General features: G+C 42.6%; 16 protein-coding genes. All 16 read right to left on the bottom strand.

The window, feature by feature from the left end; translation table 11 throughout:
- Positions 1-3 precede the first annotated feature (3 nt).
- Entirely contained in the window at positions 4-555 is a 552-nt protein-coding gene (gene lepB, locus AB685_RS12120) for a signal peptidase I (RefSeq protein WP_047970851.1), read from the bottom strand.
- A gap of 244 nt (positions 556-799) precedes the next feature.
- Entirely contained in the window at positions 800-1144 is a 345-nt protein-coding gene (rplS, locus tag AB685_RS12115) for a 50S ribosomal protein L19 (RefSeq protein WP_047970850.1), read from the bottom strand.
- 121 nt (positions 1145-1265) lie between these two features.
- Positions 1266-2015, bottom strand: a complete 750-nt coding sequence (gene trmD, locus AB685_RS12110; protein ID WP_047970849.1) for a tRNA (guanosine(37)-N1)-methyltransferase TrmD — start codon at positions 2013-2015, stop codon at positions 1266-1268.
- Position 2016: 1 nt separating this feature from the next.
- Positions 2017-2535, bottom strand: coding sequence for a ribosome maturation factor RimM (gene rimM, locus AB685_RS12105; protein ID WP_047970848.1), 519 nt, complete (start codon positions 2533-2535; stop codon positions 2017-2019).
- Between the two features lie 33 nt (positions 2536-2568).
- Positions 2569-2778 carry a hypothetical protein gene (locus AB685_RS31700; RefSeq protein WP_047970847.1) on the bottom strand — a complete coding sequence of 70 codons (210 nt, stop codon included), beginning with the start codon at positions 2776-2778 and terminating at the stop codon, positions 2569-2571.
- Between the two features lie 110 nt (positions 2779-2888).
- On the bottom strand, positions 2889-3119 hold the full coding sequence (locus tag AB685_RS12095; RefSeq protein WP_047970846.1) for a KH domain-containing protein: 231 nt from the start codon (positions 3117-3119) through the stop codon (positions 2889-2891).
- Between the two features lie 8 nt (positions 3120-3127).
- Positions 3128-3400, bottom strand: coding sequence for a 30S ribosomal protein S16 (gene rpsP / locus AB685_RS12090; protein ID WP_047970845.1), 273 nt, complete (start codon positions 3398-3400; stop codon positions 3128-3130).
- 119 nt (positions 3401-3519) lie between these two features.
- Positions 3520-4866, bottom strand: coding sequence for a signal recognition particle protein (gene ffh, locus AB685_RS12085; RefSeq protein ID WP_047970844.1), 1347 nt, complete (start codon positions 4864-4866; stop codon positions 3520-3522).
- A 12-nt stretch (positions 4867-4878) separates the two neighbouring features.
- Positions 4879-5217, bottom strand: a complete 339-nt coding sequence (locus AB685_RS12080) for a putative DNA-binding protein (protein ID WP_047970843.1) — start codon at positions 5215-5217, stop codon at positions 4879-4881.
- Between the two features lie 142 nt (positions 5218-5359).
- On the bottom strand, positions 5360-6358 hold the full coding sequence (gene ftsY, locus AB685_RS12075) for a signal recognition particle-docking protein FtsY (protein ID WP_047970842.1): 999 nt from the start codon (positions 6356-6358) through the stop codon (positions 5360-5362).
- A gap of 19 nt (positions 6359-6377) precedes the next feature.
- Positions 6378-9944, bottom strand: a complete 3567-nt coding sequence (gene smc / locus AB685_RS12070) for a chromosome segregation protein SMC (RefSeq protein ID WP_047970841.1) — start codon at positions 9942-9944, stop codon at positions 6378-6380.
- 111 nt (positions 9945-10055) lie between these two features.
- Positions 10056-10769, bottom strand: a complete 714-nt coding sequence (gene rnc, locus AB685_RS12065) for a ribonuclease III (RefSeq protein ID WP_198530504.1) — start codon at positions 10767-10769, stop codon at positions 10056-10058.
- Positions 10770-11050: 281 nt separating this feature from the next.
- Positions 11051-11284: an acyl carrier protein gene (acpP, locus tag AB685_RS12060; RefSeq protein ID WP_047970839.1), complete on the bottom strand. Its 234-nt coding sequence runs from the start codon at positions 11282-11284 to the stop codon at positions 11051-11053.
- 236 nt (positions 11285-11520) lie between these two features.
- Complete coding sequence (gene fabG / locus AB685_RS12055; RefSeq protein WP_047970838.1) at positions 11521-12261, bottom strand: 3-oxoacyl-[acyl-carrier-protein] reductase; 741 nt, start codon at positions 12259-12261, stop codon at positions 11521-11523.
- A complete protein-coding gene (gene fabD / locus AB685_RS12050; protein ID WP_047970837.1) occupies positions 12254-13210 on the bottom strand; it encodes an ACP S-malonyltransferase in 957 nt (318 codons plus the stop codon). Before fabD ends, fabG begins: the two co-directional genes overlap by 8 nt.
- The gene (gene plsX, locus AB685_RS12045) at positions 13210-14229 is read right to left on the bottom strand and encodes a phosphate acyltransferase PlsX (RefSeq protein ID WP_047970836.1); all 1020 of its coding nucleotides are present in this window, start codon (positions 14227-14229) and stop codon (positions 13210-13212) included. The genes fabD and plsX overlap by 1 nt, the downstream gene beginning before the upstream one ends.
- Positions 14230-14236: the final 7 nt, after the last annotated feature.

Below are 14236 nucleotides of genomic sequence, written 5' to 3'. Positions count from 1 at the left end.
ACCTTACTTTACCATTCTTAAATCTGATATCGGCCAATAGACGACATTAGTCTTACCCAATACTTCTTCTTGCGGTACGGTTCCGATATGACGACCATCTTTACTAAATCTGCGGTTATCGCCCAATACAAAGATGTGCCCGTCTGGGACCACTTTGTGACCTGTTTTTTCTTCCAACGTAAAATCTTCTGTTAAAGGCCCATCTGGATATTGTGCTTTATAGGCATCCAAATACGGCTCATCATACGCTTTTCCGTTAATATAAAGAACATCATCCCGATACTCGACTTCGTCACCAGGCAAGCCGATGACACGCTTGATATAGTCTTTATCCACTGTGGCATGAAAGACGACAATATCAAATCGCTCAGGGTCACCTATTTTATAGCCAATTTTGTTTACAATCATTCTGTCCTGATTATGAAGGGTCGGCAACATCGAGTCACCATCCACCACAATCGGTGCAAAAAAGAAGTAACGAATTGCTGCTGCAAGAATTACCGCGATAGCCAAAGCTTTGATCCATTCCCACAGCTCATTTTTAGAACGTGCCATATTGGTTCCTCCGCCATTTCCATTATGTTTCTCGTAAAACCGAGAATCTATATGTATCATTACTTCTATTATATACTTAGTTTTTCTAGATGGAAAATTAATAACCTTTTTTATGTTTTTATCAAAGGGCTGTTTTCGTAAAAATTGTTGTTTTTTCGTATTTTTATATCAACAGATATTATCTTTGCTGTTTGAGAAAAGAGCCTATTAAAAAAGAGAGCTTGTCTCCAAGCTCCCCCATTGATTATCGAATCTCTTTAATACGCGCTTTTTTACCACGTAATGCACGTAGGTAGTAAAGTTTCGCACGACGTACTTTACCACGACGAACAACATCAATACCCTCAACTTTAGGGGAATGAAGTGGGAATGCACGCTCAACACCAACTCCGTAAGAAATCTTACGAACTGTGAATGTTTCGCTGATTCCGCCGCCACGACGTTTGATTACTACTCCTTCGTACACCTGAATACGCTCACGAGTACCCTCTACAACCCTAACGTTAACACGTACAGTGTCACCAGGACGGAAAGAAGGAAGATCAGTCTTCAACTGTTCTTGAGTAATATCTTGAATTAATTTTTGCATAGTTTTCTGCTCCTTTTCCACAGATGCTCATACCATACTTGTTTGATGCAGCGGAACATCGTTTTTAGACATAGCAATAGCTAAGTCACAAAGAATATAATAGCATATTGGATAAAAAAAATCAATACGACTTATCCTCTTTTTTTATCTCTTCCAGCCACATTTGTTGTTCTTCGGTCAACGGGAATTCATCCAATAGATCGGGCCTTCTGCTCCATGTCCTTTTCAGCGACTCTTTTGTCCGCCATTCATCGATATGGGCATGATTCCCTGATAGTAAAATATTCGGAACTTTCATCCCGCGAAAATCAGCCGGTCTTGTATAGTGGGGGTGTTCTAGAAGACCAGTACTGAAGCTGTCCTGTTCATGGGATGCAGCCTTCCCCAACACATCTGGCAATAATCGGACCACACTGTCCACAATCACCATCGATGCCAACTCACCACCAGTGAGAACATAATCACCTATAGATATCTCATCTGTGACAACATTCTCTCTAATCCGTTCATCATATCCTTCATAATGACCACAGATGAAAATTAGATGCTCTTCTTTTGCAAGCTCCTCCGCTTTTTTCTGCGTGTAACGTTCGCCTTGAGGACACATGAGGATAACCCTTGGTTTCTTGGCAGGGGGCTGGCCTTCTGTAAGGAAAGAAACGGCATCAAAGATGGGCTGGGCCTTTAACACCATCCCTGCCCCTCCTCCGTATGGATAGTCATCGACTGTCCTATGTTTGTTGTCTGCAAACGTTCTGAAGTCGGTCACACTGTATTCAACAGCACCCTTATCCGACGCTTTCTTCAAAATTGAAGATTCTAGCACCCCTTTAAACATTTCAGGAAAAATGGATAGAATATCGATCTTCATTTTAGAACAGCCCTTCTAACGGCTCTATAATGATTGTTTTTTCCTTAACATCCACTTTTTTCACTACTTGGTCTATATAAGGGATTAAAATATCTTTACCCTTTTTCACCTGGACAACCCACACATCATTTGCACCTGGGGTCAATACTTCCTTTACCATTCCCAGCTCTTCCATGCCCTCTTGCAAAATAACTTTGCAGCCTACGATTTCATGGAAATAATATTCACCTTCTTCCAGATCACCAAGCTGATCTTCTGGAACTTTGACAATTGCACCCTTAAATTTATCCACTTCATTTACATTATGGTAGCCTTCAAACGTGAGAAGATCGAAAGACTTGTGTACACGTCTTGATGCCACTTTCACTTCCACTGGTTCTTTCTCATTCGGTAAAAATAGATAAAGGAGATTTCCTTTTTTATAACGCTCGTCCGGAAAATCGGTTCTGGAAACAACACGCACTTCGCCTTTGATACCATGTGTGTTGACAAGCTTTCCAACGTTAAACCACTTTGACATATCTTGCACCTCCACGCGCAGCATTTATCTTTTCTATGTATCAATAGAGTACCCTTGACGGATACCCTTAAATCTTCTTTTCTTTTCTATTCTTTCCATGGTTGTCTTAAAGCGGTTGATTTCAGTTCCAGGCGCTTCGCTTTCCAGTGGGCGGTCCGGGAGCCTTGCGGGGTCTCCCTTGTCCCTTCCTCCCACAGGAGTCTTCGCGCCTTCCACTTCAATCAACTGATGTGTTGTATCCATTATAGGGAATAGACACGAAGACAGACAATCAAGTACCCTATTTTGACGTGAAGCTGCACATTCCCAAACACCGTTCAACCATAAGAAAAAGGGAAGCTCTAAAGCCTCCCCTACTCCATAATCTCTAATTGCACTCGTTTATTCTCGTGAGAGGCAGCAGCGAACAAGACTGTCCTGATTGCTTTAGCAATTCTACCCTGCTTGCCGATCACTTTCCCTAAATCATCTTGATGCACAGTAAGTTGGTACGTGACAGCATTACCTGTTTCCTTTTCCGTAACCACTACATTTTCTGGATGATCTACCAACGACGTCACAATTGTTTGGATTAATTCTGTCATTTTGCCTCTTACTTGCCTAATTTAGCATTGTGGTATTTTTCCATAATGCCTTCGTTAGAGAAAAGGTTACGAACTGTGTCAGAAGGCTTTGCGCCATCTTGTAACCATTTAAGAGCTAGTTCTTCATTGATTTTAACTTCAGCTGGTTGTAATACAGGGTTGTAAGTTCCAACTGTTTCAATGAAACGTCCATCACGAGGAGAACGAGAATCTGCTACTACAATACGATAGAATGGGGATTTTTTATTACCCATACGTTTTAAACGAATTTTTACTGCCATTTAATATAGCACCTCCGAAAATATTTCACACAAGATAGTATGATAACAAGTAGTTACTTGTTTGTAAAGTGTTTTTTCTTGTCACTTCATTTATTAAGAGAAAAAATGGTGTGGATGTCTTACATGAAAGGGAATTTGAAGCCACCTTTTTTGCCTTTCCCTTTTTGCATGCTTGTCATCTGTTTCATCATTTTTTTCATCTCTTCAAATTGTTTCAGTAGACGGTTAACTTCCTGAATCGGACGTCCGCTACCTTTTGCTATCCGTTTTTTGCGGCTAGCATTTAGCAAATCAGGGTTTTCTTTTTCCGTTTTGGTCATCGATTGGATAATTGCCTCGACATGACCAATCTGCTTTTCATCCACCTGGACATTTTTTAAGCCTTTCATCTTGTTGGCTCCAGGTATCATTCCCAGGATTTCATCGAGTGGGCCCATGTTTCTCACTTGCCCAAGCTGCTCCAGGAAATCATCAAACGTAAAGTTCATCGTACGCAGCTTCTGTTCGAGCTCTTTGGCTTTCTCTTCGTCCACATTCGATTGTGCTTTCTCAATTAGAGTCAGTACATCTCCCATACCTAAAATACGGGAAGCCATACGTTCAGGGTGAAAAGGTTCGATGGCATCCAACTTTTCTCCCATACCAATGTACTTGATAGGAGTATTCGTTACCGCCTTAACAGATAATGCCGCTCCTCCACGAGTGTCTCCATCTAGTTTTGTTAATACTACACCTGTCAAACCAAGCTGCTCATTGAAGCTTTGCGCCACATTTACAGCATCTTGACCTGTCATCGCATCAACTACCAGGAAGATCTCATCCGGATTGGATAGCTCTTTCACCTGCTTCAGCTCGTCCATCAATGCCTCATCTACATGCAAGCGTCCAGCGGTATCAATTAGCACATAATCATGGTGCTCATCTTTTGCTTTCTGAATGGCCTGCTTGGCGATTTCTACTGGACTTACCTGATCTCCTAAAGAGAAAACAGGCATGCTGAGTTGTTTCCCAAGTGTTTCAAGCTGTTTGATAGCCGCCGGTCGGTAAATATCTGCAGCAACTAGAAGCGGTTTTCTATTGTGCTTTTTGCGCAATAGGTTGGCAAGCTTCCCGGTTGTCGTCGTTTTACCTGCACCTTGAAGACCTACCATCATGATGACGGTTGGCGGTCGGTTGCTCACTGCAATTTTACTTTGCTCCCCGCCCATAAGCGCGGTGAGTTCTTCTTTAACCACTTTAATTACTTGCTGACCGGGTGTAAGACTTTTCATGACTTCTTGTCCAACTGCACGTTCATTCACGCGTTTCACAAAGTCTTTCACTACTTTGAAGTTTACATCCGCTTCAAGTAAAGCCAGTCGAACTTCACGCATCATTTCTTTAACGTCCTGTTCGCTTACCTTACCTTTTCCGCGAATCTTCTGTATCGTATTTTGCAAACGGTCGGCTAAACCTTCAAATGCCATGTATGCCGCCCCCTAATCTAATTTCTCAAGCGACTCGATCAGAGCCAGAAAAGATTGGCCGTTTAACGGGGTGTCCGTTTTTTCGACTTCATCCTTCATTTGCTTTAATAGCGACTGCCGCTCTTGAAACTTTTGAAATAACAAAAGCTTTTCTTCATATTGTTCAAGCATCTGTTCTGTACGTTTAATATTATCATACACCGCTTGACGACTTATGTTATATTCCTCTGCTATCTCACCAAGGGAGTGATCATCTAAGTAATACAAAGACATATAGCTGCGTTGCTTTGGTGTCAACAACGACTGATAGAAATCAAATAGATAGTTCATTCTCGTTGTTTTTTCAAGCATCCTTTTCACTCTCCCTTGTTAAGTGAAATGCCTTTACAATAGCTTAGTTTACAGGGTGGGAAAAGGAATGTCAAGTTTTTTTCTTGACCAGAAAAGGCCGCCCCACCATACGCCGGGACGACCTCCAATCAAACTATTATCCTTAGTTTTCCTCTACCTCTTCTGTTTCAATCAGATCCGCAAACAATCCGTACACATACTGTTCCGCATTGAACTCCTGCAGGTCGTCGGCTTTTTCACCCAAACCGACAAACTTTACAGGGATGCGCATTTCATTGCGTATAGCCAGAACGATCCCACCTTTTGCGGTACCATCAAGCTTTGTTAACACAATTCCCGTTACATTGGTTGCTTCAGAGAAGATCTTCGCCTGGCTGAGGGCGTTCTGACCAGTGGTTGCATCCAATACAAGCAAAACTTCGTGAGGAGCCCCTGGTACTTCACGCTCAATTACACGCTTCACCTTTTCAAGCTCTTTCATCAGGTTAACCTTATTCTGCAAGCGACCAGCAGTATCGCAAAGAAGCACATCAACTTTACGTGCTTTTGCCGCCTGAAGAGCGTCATACATGACCGCAGCCGGGTCTGACCCCGCTGATTGCTTGATGACGTCTACTCCTACACGTTCCCCCCATACTTCAAGCTGTTCAATCGCACCCGCACGGAATGTATCCCCTGCAGCAAGCAGGACACTCTTGCCATCCTGCTTTAACTTCTTGGCGATTTTACCGATAGAAGTAGTTTTACCTACCCCATTAACACCTACTACAAGTACGACAGTCAAGCCGTCCTGCTGGAAGTTGATGGTTGGAGAGATGTCTTCTCCTGCTTGATAGATTTCCACCAGTTTTTCAGAGATAACACTTTGAACCTCGCGTGGGTCATGAATGTTACGACGCTTAACTTCCATTCTCAGCTCATCGATCAGTTGCATCACAGTGTTTACACCAACATCTGCTCCAATAAGAATTTCCTCCAACTCTTCGAAGAAATCCTCATCCACTTTACGATATCGTGCAACAAGATCATTAACTTTTCCGGAGAACGAGTCACGGGTTTTCGTTAACCCTTCTCTGAATTTATCCGTTACTGACTCTGTTTGGTTAGTAAGCTTATCTTTCAATTTTTTAAAGAAACTCATTTTAATAATCTCTTCCTCTCTATTGAACAAGTTCTTTTGATTCTTCCAGGCGGACAGAAACCAATTTGGAAACACCGGATTCTTGCATGGTCACACCATAAAGGACGTCACTAAATTCCATGGTTCCCTTACGGTGGGTGATGACGATGAACTGGGTTTCTTCACTGAATTGTTTCAAGTATTGTGCAAAACGGTGAACGTTCGCTTCATCAAGAGCCGCTTCCACCTCGTCAAGGATGCAGAATGGTACAGGTCTCACTTTCAAGATGGAGAATAGCAGGGCTATCGCAGTCAATGCTCTTTCTCCCCCTGACAAGAGGCCAAGATTCTGAAGTTTTTTACCTGGTGGCTGGGCAACTATGTCAACACCGGTATTCAGCATGTCTGCAGGGTCGGTAAGTACAAGATCGGCTCTTCCTCCGCCAAACAGAGATCTGAACACATCATGGAAATGCGCGCGAATATTGGTAAAGGTTGTTTCGAACCTTTTTTTCATTTCCTCGTCCATCTCCCCGATCACTTGGAACAAGGTATCCTTCGCTTCTTGAAGATCATCCTTCTGTTCCTTCAGGAATGTGTAGCGTTCACTGACTCTGTCATACTCCTCGATGGCCGCTATGTTAACCGTCCCAAGCTCCTCTATTGCAAGCTTGATCAGTTTTACTTTTTTGCGTGCCTCTTCGATATCGATTTCAAGTGGATATTCTTCTTTTGCCGCTTCAAAGGACAGCATATACTCTTCCCTTAAATGCTGAAGTCTATTATCCAGTTCAACATCCAGGCGGTTCAGTCTTACTTCTTCTGCCTTCAGTACTTCTGTTAGTTGCTTGTACTGACGTTTCAGCCCTTTCAGTTCAAGCTCTTCTTGTTCTACTTTTTCATAGAAAGATAGCCTTTCTGCACGACGTTCCGCTATCAGTTTCATGGTGGTATTTTTATCTTGTAACTTTTCTGCAGCTGCCATTTCAAGCTTTTGTTCTCCTGAGGAGTTATCGTTCATTTCACTTTGCAAAAGAGCAAGATCTTCTTGGATATCAGTAAGCTTTTCCTGTGCCTGATTCAGGTCCGTTTCTATGGTTTCCACTTTTTCCGACTGGTTATGAAGCTTTTCCTTTTTACTGGCATAGTCCACTTTTAGCTGTGTCAATTCATTTTGAACAGTTTCTTGCGTAGTATGTTGCTCCAGCTTCAACGAGTTGAGGTCAGCAATTTCCTTGTCAAGGGAAACAATCTGGATACCAACGTTTTTCAATTCGGTTTCCAGTTTCCCTTTTCTATCGCTGGCACCCTTTATAGAGGAGGTCAACTGTTGTTTTTCGTAATCATACAAGCTTAGATGCTCATTTATGTTCTTCTCTTCCAATTCCACTTCACGCAGTAGGCTGGTCACTTGCTGCTCTTTGTAACGCAGCTCTTCTCCTGCCCCTTTACATTCCATCACTTGTATTTCTTTTTCTTCAATTTTCTTCTTTAATGTCTTTACCTGGTCTTCCAGAAGGGCTGTTTTATTTTCCATCTCTTCAAGCTTGGCTGAGATGGTGTCAAGCTCACGCCCCCGACTTAAAAGCGAGTTCGATTTTTGCTTAACTGCCCCACCTGTCATGGATCCACCAGGATTAACAACGTCACCCTCTAGCGTCACGATCCGGAAGCGATGCTGAAGAATACCAGCGAGTGCATTTGCCCCTTTTAGATCTTTGGCTATTACGATGGTTCCCAAGAGATTATATACGATATTTTCATAGGAAGGGTCATAGTCCACCAATGAAGCCGCTATTCCAACAAAGGATTCATGCTGGCTGATTTGGTTCAATTGATAGTCTGATAATGTCCGAGGTTTCATCACAGTCATCGGCAGTAAAGTCGCACGTCCAAACCCGTTCTTCTTCAGATACTGGATGGACGTTCTGGCATTCTGTTCATTATCCACCACAATATGCTGCGTCGCACTGCCAAGGGCTATTTCAATTGCCGTTTCCACATGCTGTTTCACTTGGATGATTTCTGCAACAGCACCCTTGATTCCTGTAAGCCTGTCTTCATCCCTTGCTTTCAGAATTTCTTTTACACCTTGGAAGAAACCGGTGAAATCACCTTGCATTGTTTCGAGCATTTCTTTCCTAGCTCGAGTCTGCTGCAGAAATTGATAAGCTTGATACAGCGTGGTCTCCTTCTTCTGATAGGACTGTTTGAATTGTTCCAAGGATGCCTGTTCCGCTCTGTAACGGTCCACAGTTTCATTTAATTCACTCTGAACCCTTTTTTGGTCGGCCAGAACCTCTTCCTTTTTCTGTTGGGTATTGATTCGCATATCCACATATTTCTGGTTACCTTCATCAAGGCGGGTCACTTTCAAACCTTCTTGTTTTTCCTGCTGTTCCAGATAGGAAAATTCGTTTCGGATGGTGGCCTGTTTGTTTAAAAGCTCGATATAGTCGCTTTTCAACGCATCAATTTTCTCTTCAATATTCTGGTCGAACTGTTCGTTGATGACCTGTTTTTCTTTCAGTTGCTGTTCTGTCAATACCAATTCCTTGCGTAGTGCATCCAATAACTTACTTTCCGCCGTGAGCTTCTCCTTTTGGACTCTAAGGAATTCTGCTAGCTCCACAGAGGACTTTTCCATCTGGGCACGGTTAGTAGTAGCATTCTTTTTACGTTCTTTGAGTACTTCTTTTCGACCTTCAAGTTTCTCAAGCTCGGAACTTGCTACAAGAAGGGCTTGTTGTAACGAATCAATTGATTCATCCAATGCCGCCACTTGGTCTTTATATTTTTCAAGCTTTGCTTCCTTTTGTGAAAGCTCGGAAGATAGGATTAGCTCTTTTTCCGTACTGTTTTTCACTTCCAAGGAGTTCTGTTCCCATTTTTGGTGCAACTCTTCTATTTCATAGACGGTCACGCCGACTTCTATCTGTTCTAGTTCTTCTTTTTTCTCCAGATAGTCCTTTGCAATAGATGCCTGAATCTTTAAAGGCTCCACTTGCCCTTCTAACTCATGTAAAATGTCGGATACACGATTCAAGTTCTCTTGCGTATCCCACAGTTTACTCTCCGCCTTCTTCTTTCTGGACTTGTATTTAAGAACACCTGCAGCTTCTTCAAAAATACTGCGACGCTCCTCCGATTTACTGCTAAGAATTTCTTCGACTTTCCCTTGGCTGATAATGGAGAATGCCTCCTTGCCAAGACCGGAATCCATAAACAGGTCCACAATGTCCTTCAGTCGGCAAGTTTGTTTATTAATAAGAAATTCACTGTCACCAGAACGGAGGGCCCTTCTAGTCACACTCACTTCCATATAATCAATTGGAAGTATCCGGTTACTGTTGTCAAGTGTCAACGTCACTTCTGCCATGTTCAAGGCTCTCCTGCTATCGCTCCCAGCAAAAATGATGTCTTCCATTTTGGTACCACGCAGTGATTTGGCTGATTGTTCCCCAAGAACCCATCTGATGGCATCAATTATATTACTTTTTCCGCTTCCGTTTGGTCCTACCACGGCAGTGACGCCTGGGACAAAATCAACGGATATTTTTTCAGCAAACGACTTAAACCCTACCACTTCTAATCGTTTGAGGTACATAATCCTCACCTCATCTATACTCGTTAAATTTCTTAGTTGGTTACTTCAATTATGTAATAGGAAAGAAAGCGATCGTTTTGGCACACATGTGCACCATCGGATCGCCTACTTTCATTTTTTTGCTTGTTTCAACTTTTGAAGAGCAAATTGAGCAGCATGTTGTTCCGCCTCTTTTTTCGAGCGACCTACACCTATTCCCATCTCTTCTTTATTCAAAGAAACTTTGGATACAAATTCCCTGTTATGTGCCGGTCCTTTTTCTTCAAGTACTTCATATTCGATAACACCAAGTGCATTCCGCTGAATCATCTCTTGTAGCTGACTTTTAAAATCCATCACATGAGAAAAAGCACCTTCATTAATTTTAGGATGTACATACTTTTCAAGGAATTGGAATACGGTATCAAGTCCAAGGTCCAGGTATAACGCCCCGATAAATGCTTCAAATACATCGGCAAGCAAAGCTGGTCTGGCACGTCCACCAGTGATTTCCTCCCCTTTTCCAAGCAGTACATACTGTCCGAACGATAGATCATTTGCGAATGAAACCAGAGAAGGTTCACATACGATAGACGCTCTCAGTTTTGTTAATTGACCTTCACTCATCATAGGATATTTCTTATACAGAAACTGTGAAATGGTCAACTCCAAAACAGCATCTCCCAAAAACTCCAAACGCTCATTATCTTCGTAAGGTTTTCTGCGATGCTCATTCACATAGGATGAATGGGTGAAAGCCTGATATAGCAGTTTCTCGTTATGAAACTGCACTCCTAATTTATCTTGAAGCATAGCAAAATTCTTTTTTGTCGCTTCGTTTTTCATTTCATTTATTCTACTTCTATTTCTGGTCATGTAAAGGAGCCTCCAACATACATCTTCTTTCACTAAGATGGCAACATTTTTCTTTTGGATGATGAAAGTTGTATAACATTACTATTTTAACAAATAATTTAGCGGATAAAAATAGCAACTTTTATTAATTAAGCAGAATCCTAAAATTTTTATTGGTAATTGAACCGAATTCGACATTTATCTTTTTTACCCTTTACTTACTATCCCCATAAAAACAAAAAGTCCCACCTGAGTGGGACAACAAAAAACTATTAAGTGTTTGCTTTTATGTAGTTAACCGCATCGGCAACCGTTGTAATGTTTTCTGCTTCATCGTCTGAAATTTCCATATCAAACTCATCTTCAAGCTCCATTACTAATTCAACTACATCAAGAGAATCAGCACCTAAATCATCTTTGAATTTAGAATCAAGGTTCACCTCGGACTCGTCTACACCTAAACGATCAACAATGATCTTTGTTACACGCTCTAATACATCTGCCATAACTTTCACCTCCCCTCAAGTATTATAGTGAATTTAGTCTTAAAAAACTAGTGTAAGTTGTATATTATACTCCCTGATGACTTCCGTTCCAGGTGTTCGCTTTCCGCGGGACGGTGCTTGAGCCTCCTCACTTCGTTGCGGGGTCTCAAGTCTACCGTTTCCCCCCGCTGGAGTCTCACACCTTGCACTCTAGTCATCAGGGGGAACTAGTTTTTTCGTTATGATAACTTTTAAACTTACATGACCATTCCGCCGTCTACGTGTAGTGTTTGGCCGGTAATGTAGGCACTTTTTTCAGATGCAAGGAAAGATACTACAGATGCGATGTCTTTTGCTTCTCCGAATCTGGCAAGAGGGATCTGCTTCAGCATTTCCCCCTTCACATCTTCAGTGAGTTTGTCTGTCATATCCGTTGTGATGAAGCCCGGTGCAATTGCATTTACCGTAATGTGGCGAGAAGCCAATTCACGGGCAGTTGATTTTGTCAACCCGATAACCCCAGCTTTTGCCGCCACATAATTAGCCTGCCCGGCATTTCCCATTACACCAACAATGGAAGCGATGTTGATGATTCTTCCGGAACGTTGCTTCATCATTTGACGGGTGACAGCTTTTGTTGCATTGAAGACACCTTTCAGGTTGATATTGATAACATCATCCCACTCTTCTTCTTTCATGCGCATTAATAGGTTATCACGTGTAATCCCAGCATTATTCACCAATATGTCGATTGTATCGAATTGTGCAAGTGCTTCTTTCATCATTGCTTGGACGTCTTCCATGTTCCCCACATTCGCTCGAACCGCAATGGCCTGACCACCCATCCCTTTAATTGCTTCCACTACCTCATGAGCTTTCGCTTCACTTCCTGAGTAGTTGACAACTACATTGGCACCTTGTTCTGCAAGTTCAAGTGCAATGGCACGTCCGATCCCACGGGATGCCCCCGTAACAACCGCTGTTTTTCCTTTAAGCATTGGATGAATCCTCCTCTTTAAAGTGATCTATGGCTTTTTGTAGCGTTTCATTATCATAAACAGGAATCGTCGTTACTTTACGATTTACTTTTTTAATTAGACCTGATAAAACTTTCCCTGGACCAACTTCGATAAAAGTATCCACTCCAAGATCTATCATCTTCTCGACAGATTGTTCCCAGCGTACCGGAGAATAAAGCTGTTCAACTAGTTTCACAGGAATTTCCTTCGCACTCGTCATCTCATTGGCATCCACATTTGCTATAACTGGAATTACAGCGTCATTGATTGCAATGGAGGATAAGGTGTCCTCAAGCTTGGATGCTGCAGGTTTCATAAGGCTTGAGTGGAACGGTCCACTGACTACTAACGGAATAACTCGCTTGGCACCCTTCTCCTTCGCTTTCTCGGAGGCAGAGATTACCCCTTCTGCAGTTCCCGAAATTACAATCTGACCTGGACAGTTCAAGTTTGCAAGCTGAACCGGTCCTGCTTCTGTTGAGGCTTCCTCACACGCCTCCTTCAAAAGTTGCTCATCTAGGCCTAATACAGCCGCCATGGAACCAACACCTGCAGGAACCGCTTCTTCCATATATTTTCCACGCATATGAACAGTTTGGACAGCATCTTCAAAACTGATAGATCCTGCAGCCACTAGCGCGGAATATTCTCCCAGACTGTGACCAGCAGTATAATCGGCTTTTATCCCTGCATCTTTTAACACTTGCAGAATCGCAATGCTCGAAGTCAATAGAGCAGGTTGGGCGTTGTAAGTCAGAGTAAGATCTTCTTGCGGGCCTTGGAACATCAATTTTGACAGCTTGTATCCAAGCTTGGCATCCGCTTTTTCAATCACACTTTGAACTTCTATATAGTCTTTGGCTAATTCATGGGCCATGCCCACAATTTGTGAGCCTTGTCCAGGAAAAACAAACGCGACCTTTCCCATTATTCTCCCCCGTTCTCTTCAGTTGTCACAAACTCCATTTTCTCGATTGTTTGTGCTATCGTCCCGACCATGTCGGTTTCGAGCATTTCTCGTGTCTGACGGATTGCATTAAATACAGCATTTTCATCGGATGACCCGTGAGCCTTTACGACAGGTGCCTTCAGGCCGAACAGAGCAGCACCACCGTATTCGGAGTAGTCCATTTTATTTTTGATTATTTTCAGTTTAGGTTTTAACACAGCAGCTGCTAGCTTGCTTTTCAGGTCGCTGGTCAGGGCATCTTTAAGCATGGCAAAAACGGATGATGCCGTACCCTCAATTGCTTTTAGCGTTACATTCCCGGTAAAACCGTCTGTGACAACGACATCCGCCACACCATTCAAAAGGTCCCGCGCTTCCACATTCCCAATAAAATGGACCGCATTTGACTCTTTAATATATTCAAAAGCGGCTTTTGTCAGCTCATTCCCTTTCTTATCCTCGGTCCCAACGTTCAAAAGACCCAACCTCGGAGCTTTTACTCCACGTACTTTTTCCGCATAAATGGATCCCATCAATGCATATTGGAACAGGTGCTCAGGCTTGGCATCTGCATTTGCACCGACATCAAGCATCACAAATCCCTTCCCATCCACTGTAGGGAAGGTTGGAGATAGCGCAGGTCGTTCAATCCCTTTAATCCGGCCAACTATTAATAGCCCAGCTGTCATTAACGCCCCGGTATTTCCTGCCGAGATACAAGCATCCGCTCTTCCCTCTTTTACCTCTTTAGCCATCAGGACCATGGACGAATTCTTTTTACGGCGGACTGCTCTTACCGGCTCTTCATCGCCTGAAATGATTTCTTCTGTATGTATGATACTTACATTCTTTTCATTGGTTAAAAATGGTCGTATTTTATTTTCATCCCCTACAAGGGTAAATATAACGTCATTGTATTTTTCAACAGCTTTCATGACACCTTCAACGATCGACTTCGGTGCATGATCACCACCCATTGCATCAATGGCAATTCTCATAGCTTTA

It is taken from the genome of Bacillus sp. LL01, from assembly GCF_001037965.1.
Note: the sequence above shows the minus strand (reverse complement) of the source record. Positions and strands in the feature narration are given on the sequence as shown.

Excerpts from the sequence above, each read along its gene's own strand:
- lepB (WP_047970851.1), bottom strand. The coding sequence starts at position 555 with ATGGCACGTTCTAAAAATGAGCTGTGGGAATGGATCAAAGCTTTGGCT.
- rplS (WP_047970850.1), bottom strand. The coding sequence starts at position 1,144 with ATGCAAAAATTAATTCAAGATATTACTCAAGAACAGTTGAAGACTGAT.
- trmD (WP_047970849.1), bottom strand. The coding sequence starts at position 2,015 with ATGAAGATCGATATTCTATCCATTTTTCCTGAAATGTTTAAAGGGGTG.
- rimM (WP_047970848.1), bottom strand. The coding sequence starts at position 2,535 with ATGTCAAAGTGGTTTAACGTTGGAAAGCTTGTCAACACACATGGTATC.
- AB685_RS31700 (WP_047970847.1), bottom strand. The coding sequence starts at position 2,778 with ATGGATACAACACATCAGTTGATTGAAGTGGAAGGCGCGAAGACTCCT.
- AB685_RS12095 (WP_047970846.1), bottom strand. The coding sequence starts at position 3,119 with ATGACAGAATTAATCCAAACAATTGTGACGTCGTTGGTAGATCATCCA.
- rpsP (WP_047970845.1), bottom strand. The coding sequence starts at position 3,400 with ATGGCAGTAAAAATTCGTTTAAAACGTATGGGTAATAAAAAATCCCCA.
- ffh (WP_047970844.1), bottom strand. The coding sequence starts at position 4,866 with ATGGCATTTGAAGGTTTAGCCGACCGTTTGCAAAATACGATACAGAAG.
- AB685_RS12080 (WP_047970843.1), bottom strand. The coding sequence starts at position 5,217 with ATGCTTGAAAAAACAACGAGAATGAACTATCTATTTGATTTCTATCAG.
- ftsY (WP_047970842.1), bottom strand. The coding sequence starts at position 6,358 with ATGAGTTTCTTTAAAAAATTGAAAGATAAGCTTACTAACCAAACAGAG.
- smc (WP_047970841.1), bottom strand. The coding sequence starts at position 9,944 with ATGTACCTCAAACGATTAGAAGTGGTAGGGTTTAAGTCGTTTGCTGAA.
- rnc (WP_198530504.1), bottom strand. The coding sequence starts at position 10,769 with ATGAAAAACGAAGCGACAAAAAAGAATTTTGCTATGCTTCAAGATAAA.
- acpP (WP_047970839.1), bottom strand. The coding sequence starts at position 11,284 with ATGGCAGATGTATTAGAGCGTGTAACAAAGATCATTGTTGATCGTTTA.
- fabG (WP_047970838.1), bottom strand. The coding sequence starts at position 12,261 with ATGCTTAAAGGAAAAACAGCGGTTGTTACGGGGGCATCCCGTGGGATC.
- fabD (WP_047970837.1), bottom strand. The coding sequence starts at position 13,210 with ATGGGAAAGGTCGCGTTTGTTTTTCCTGGACAAGGCTCACAAATTGTG.
- plsX (WP_047970836.1), bottom strand. The coding sequence starts at position 14,229 with ATGAGAATTGCCATTGATGCAATGGGTGGTGATCATGCACCGAAGTCG.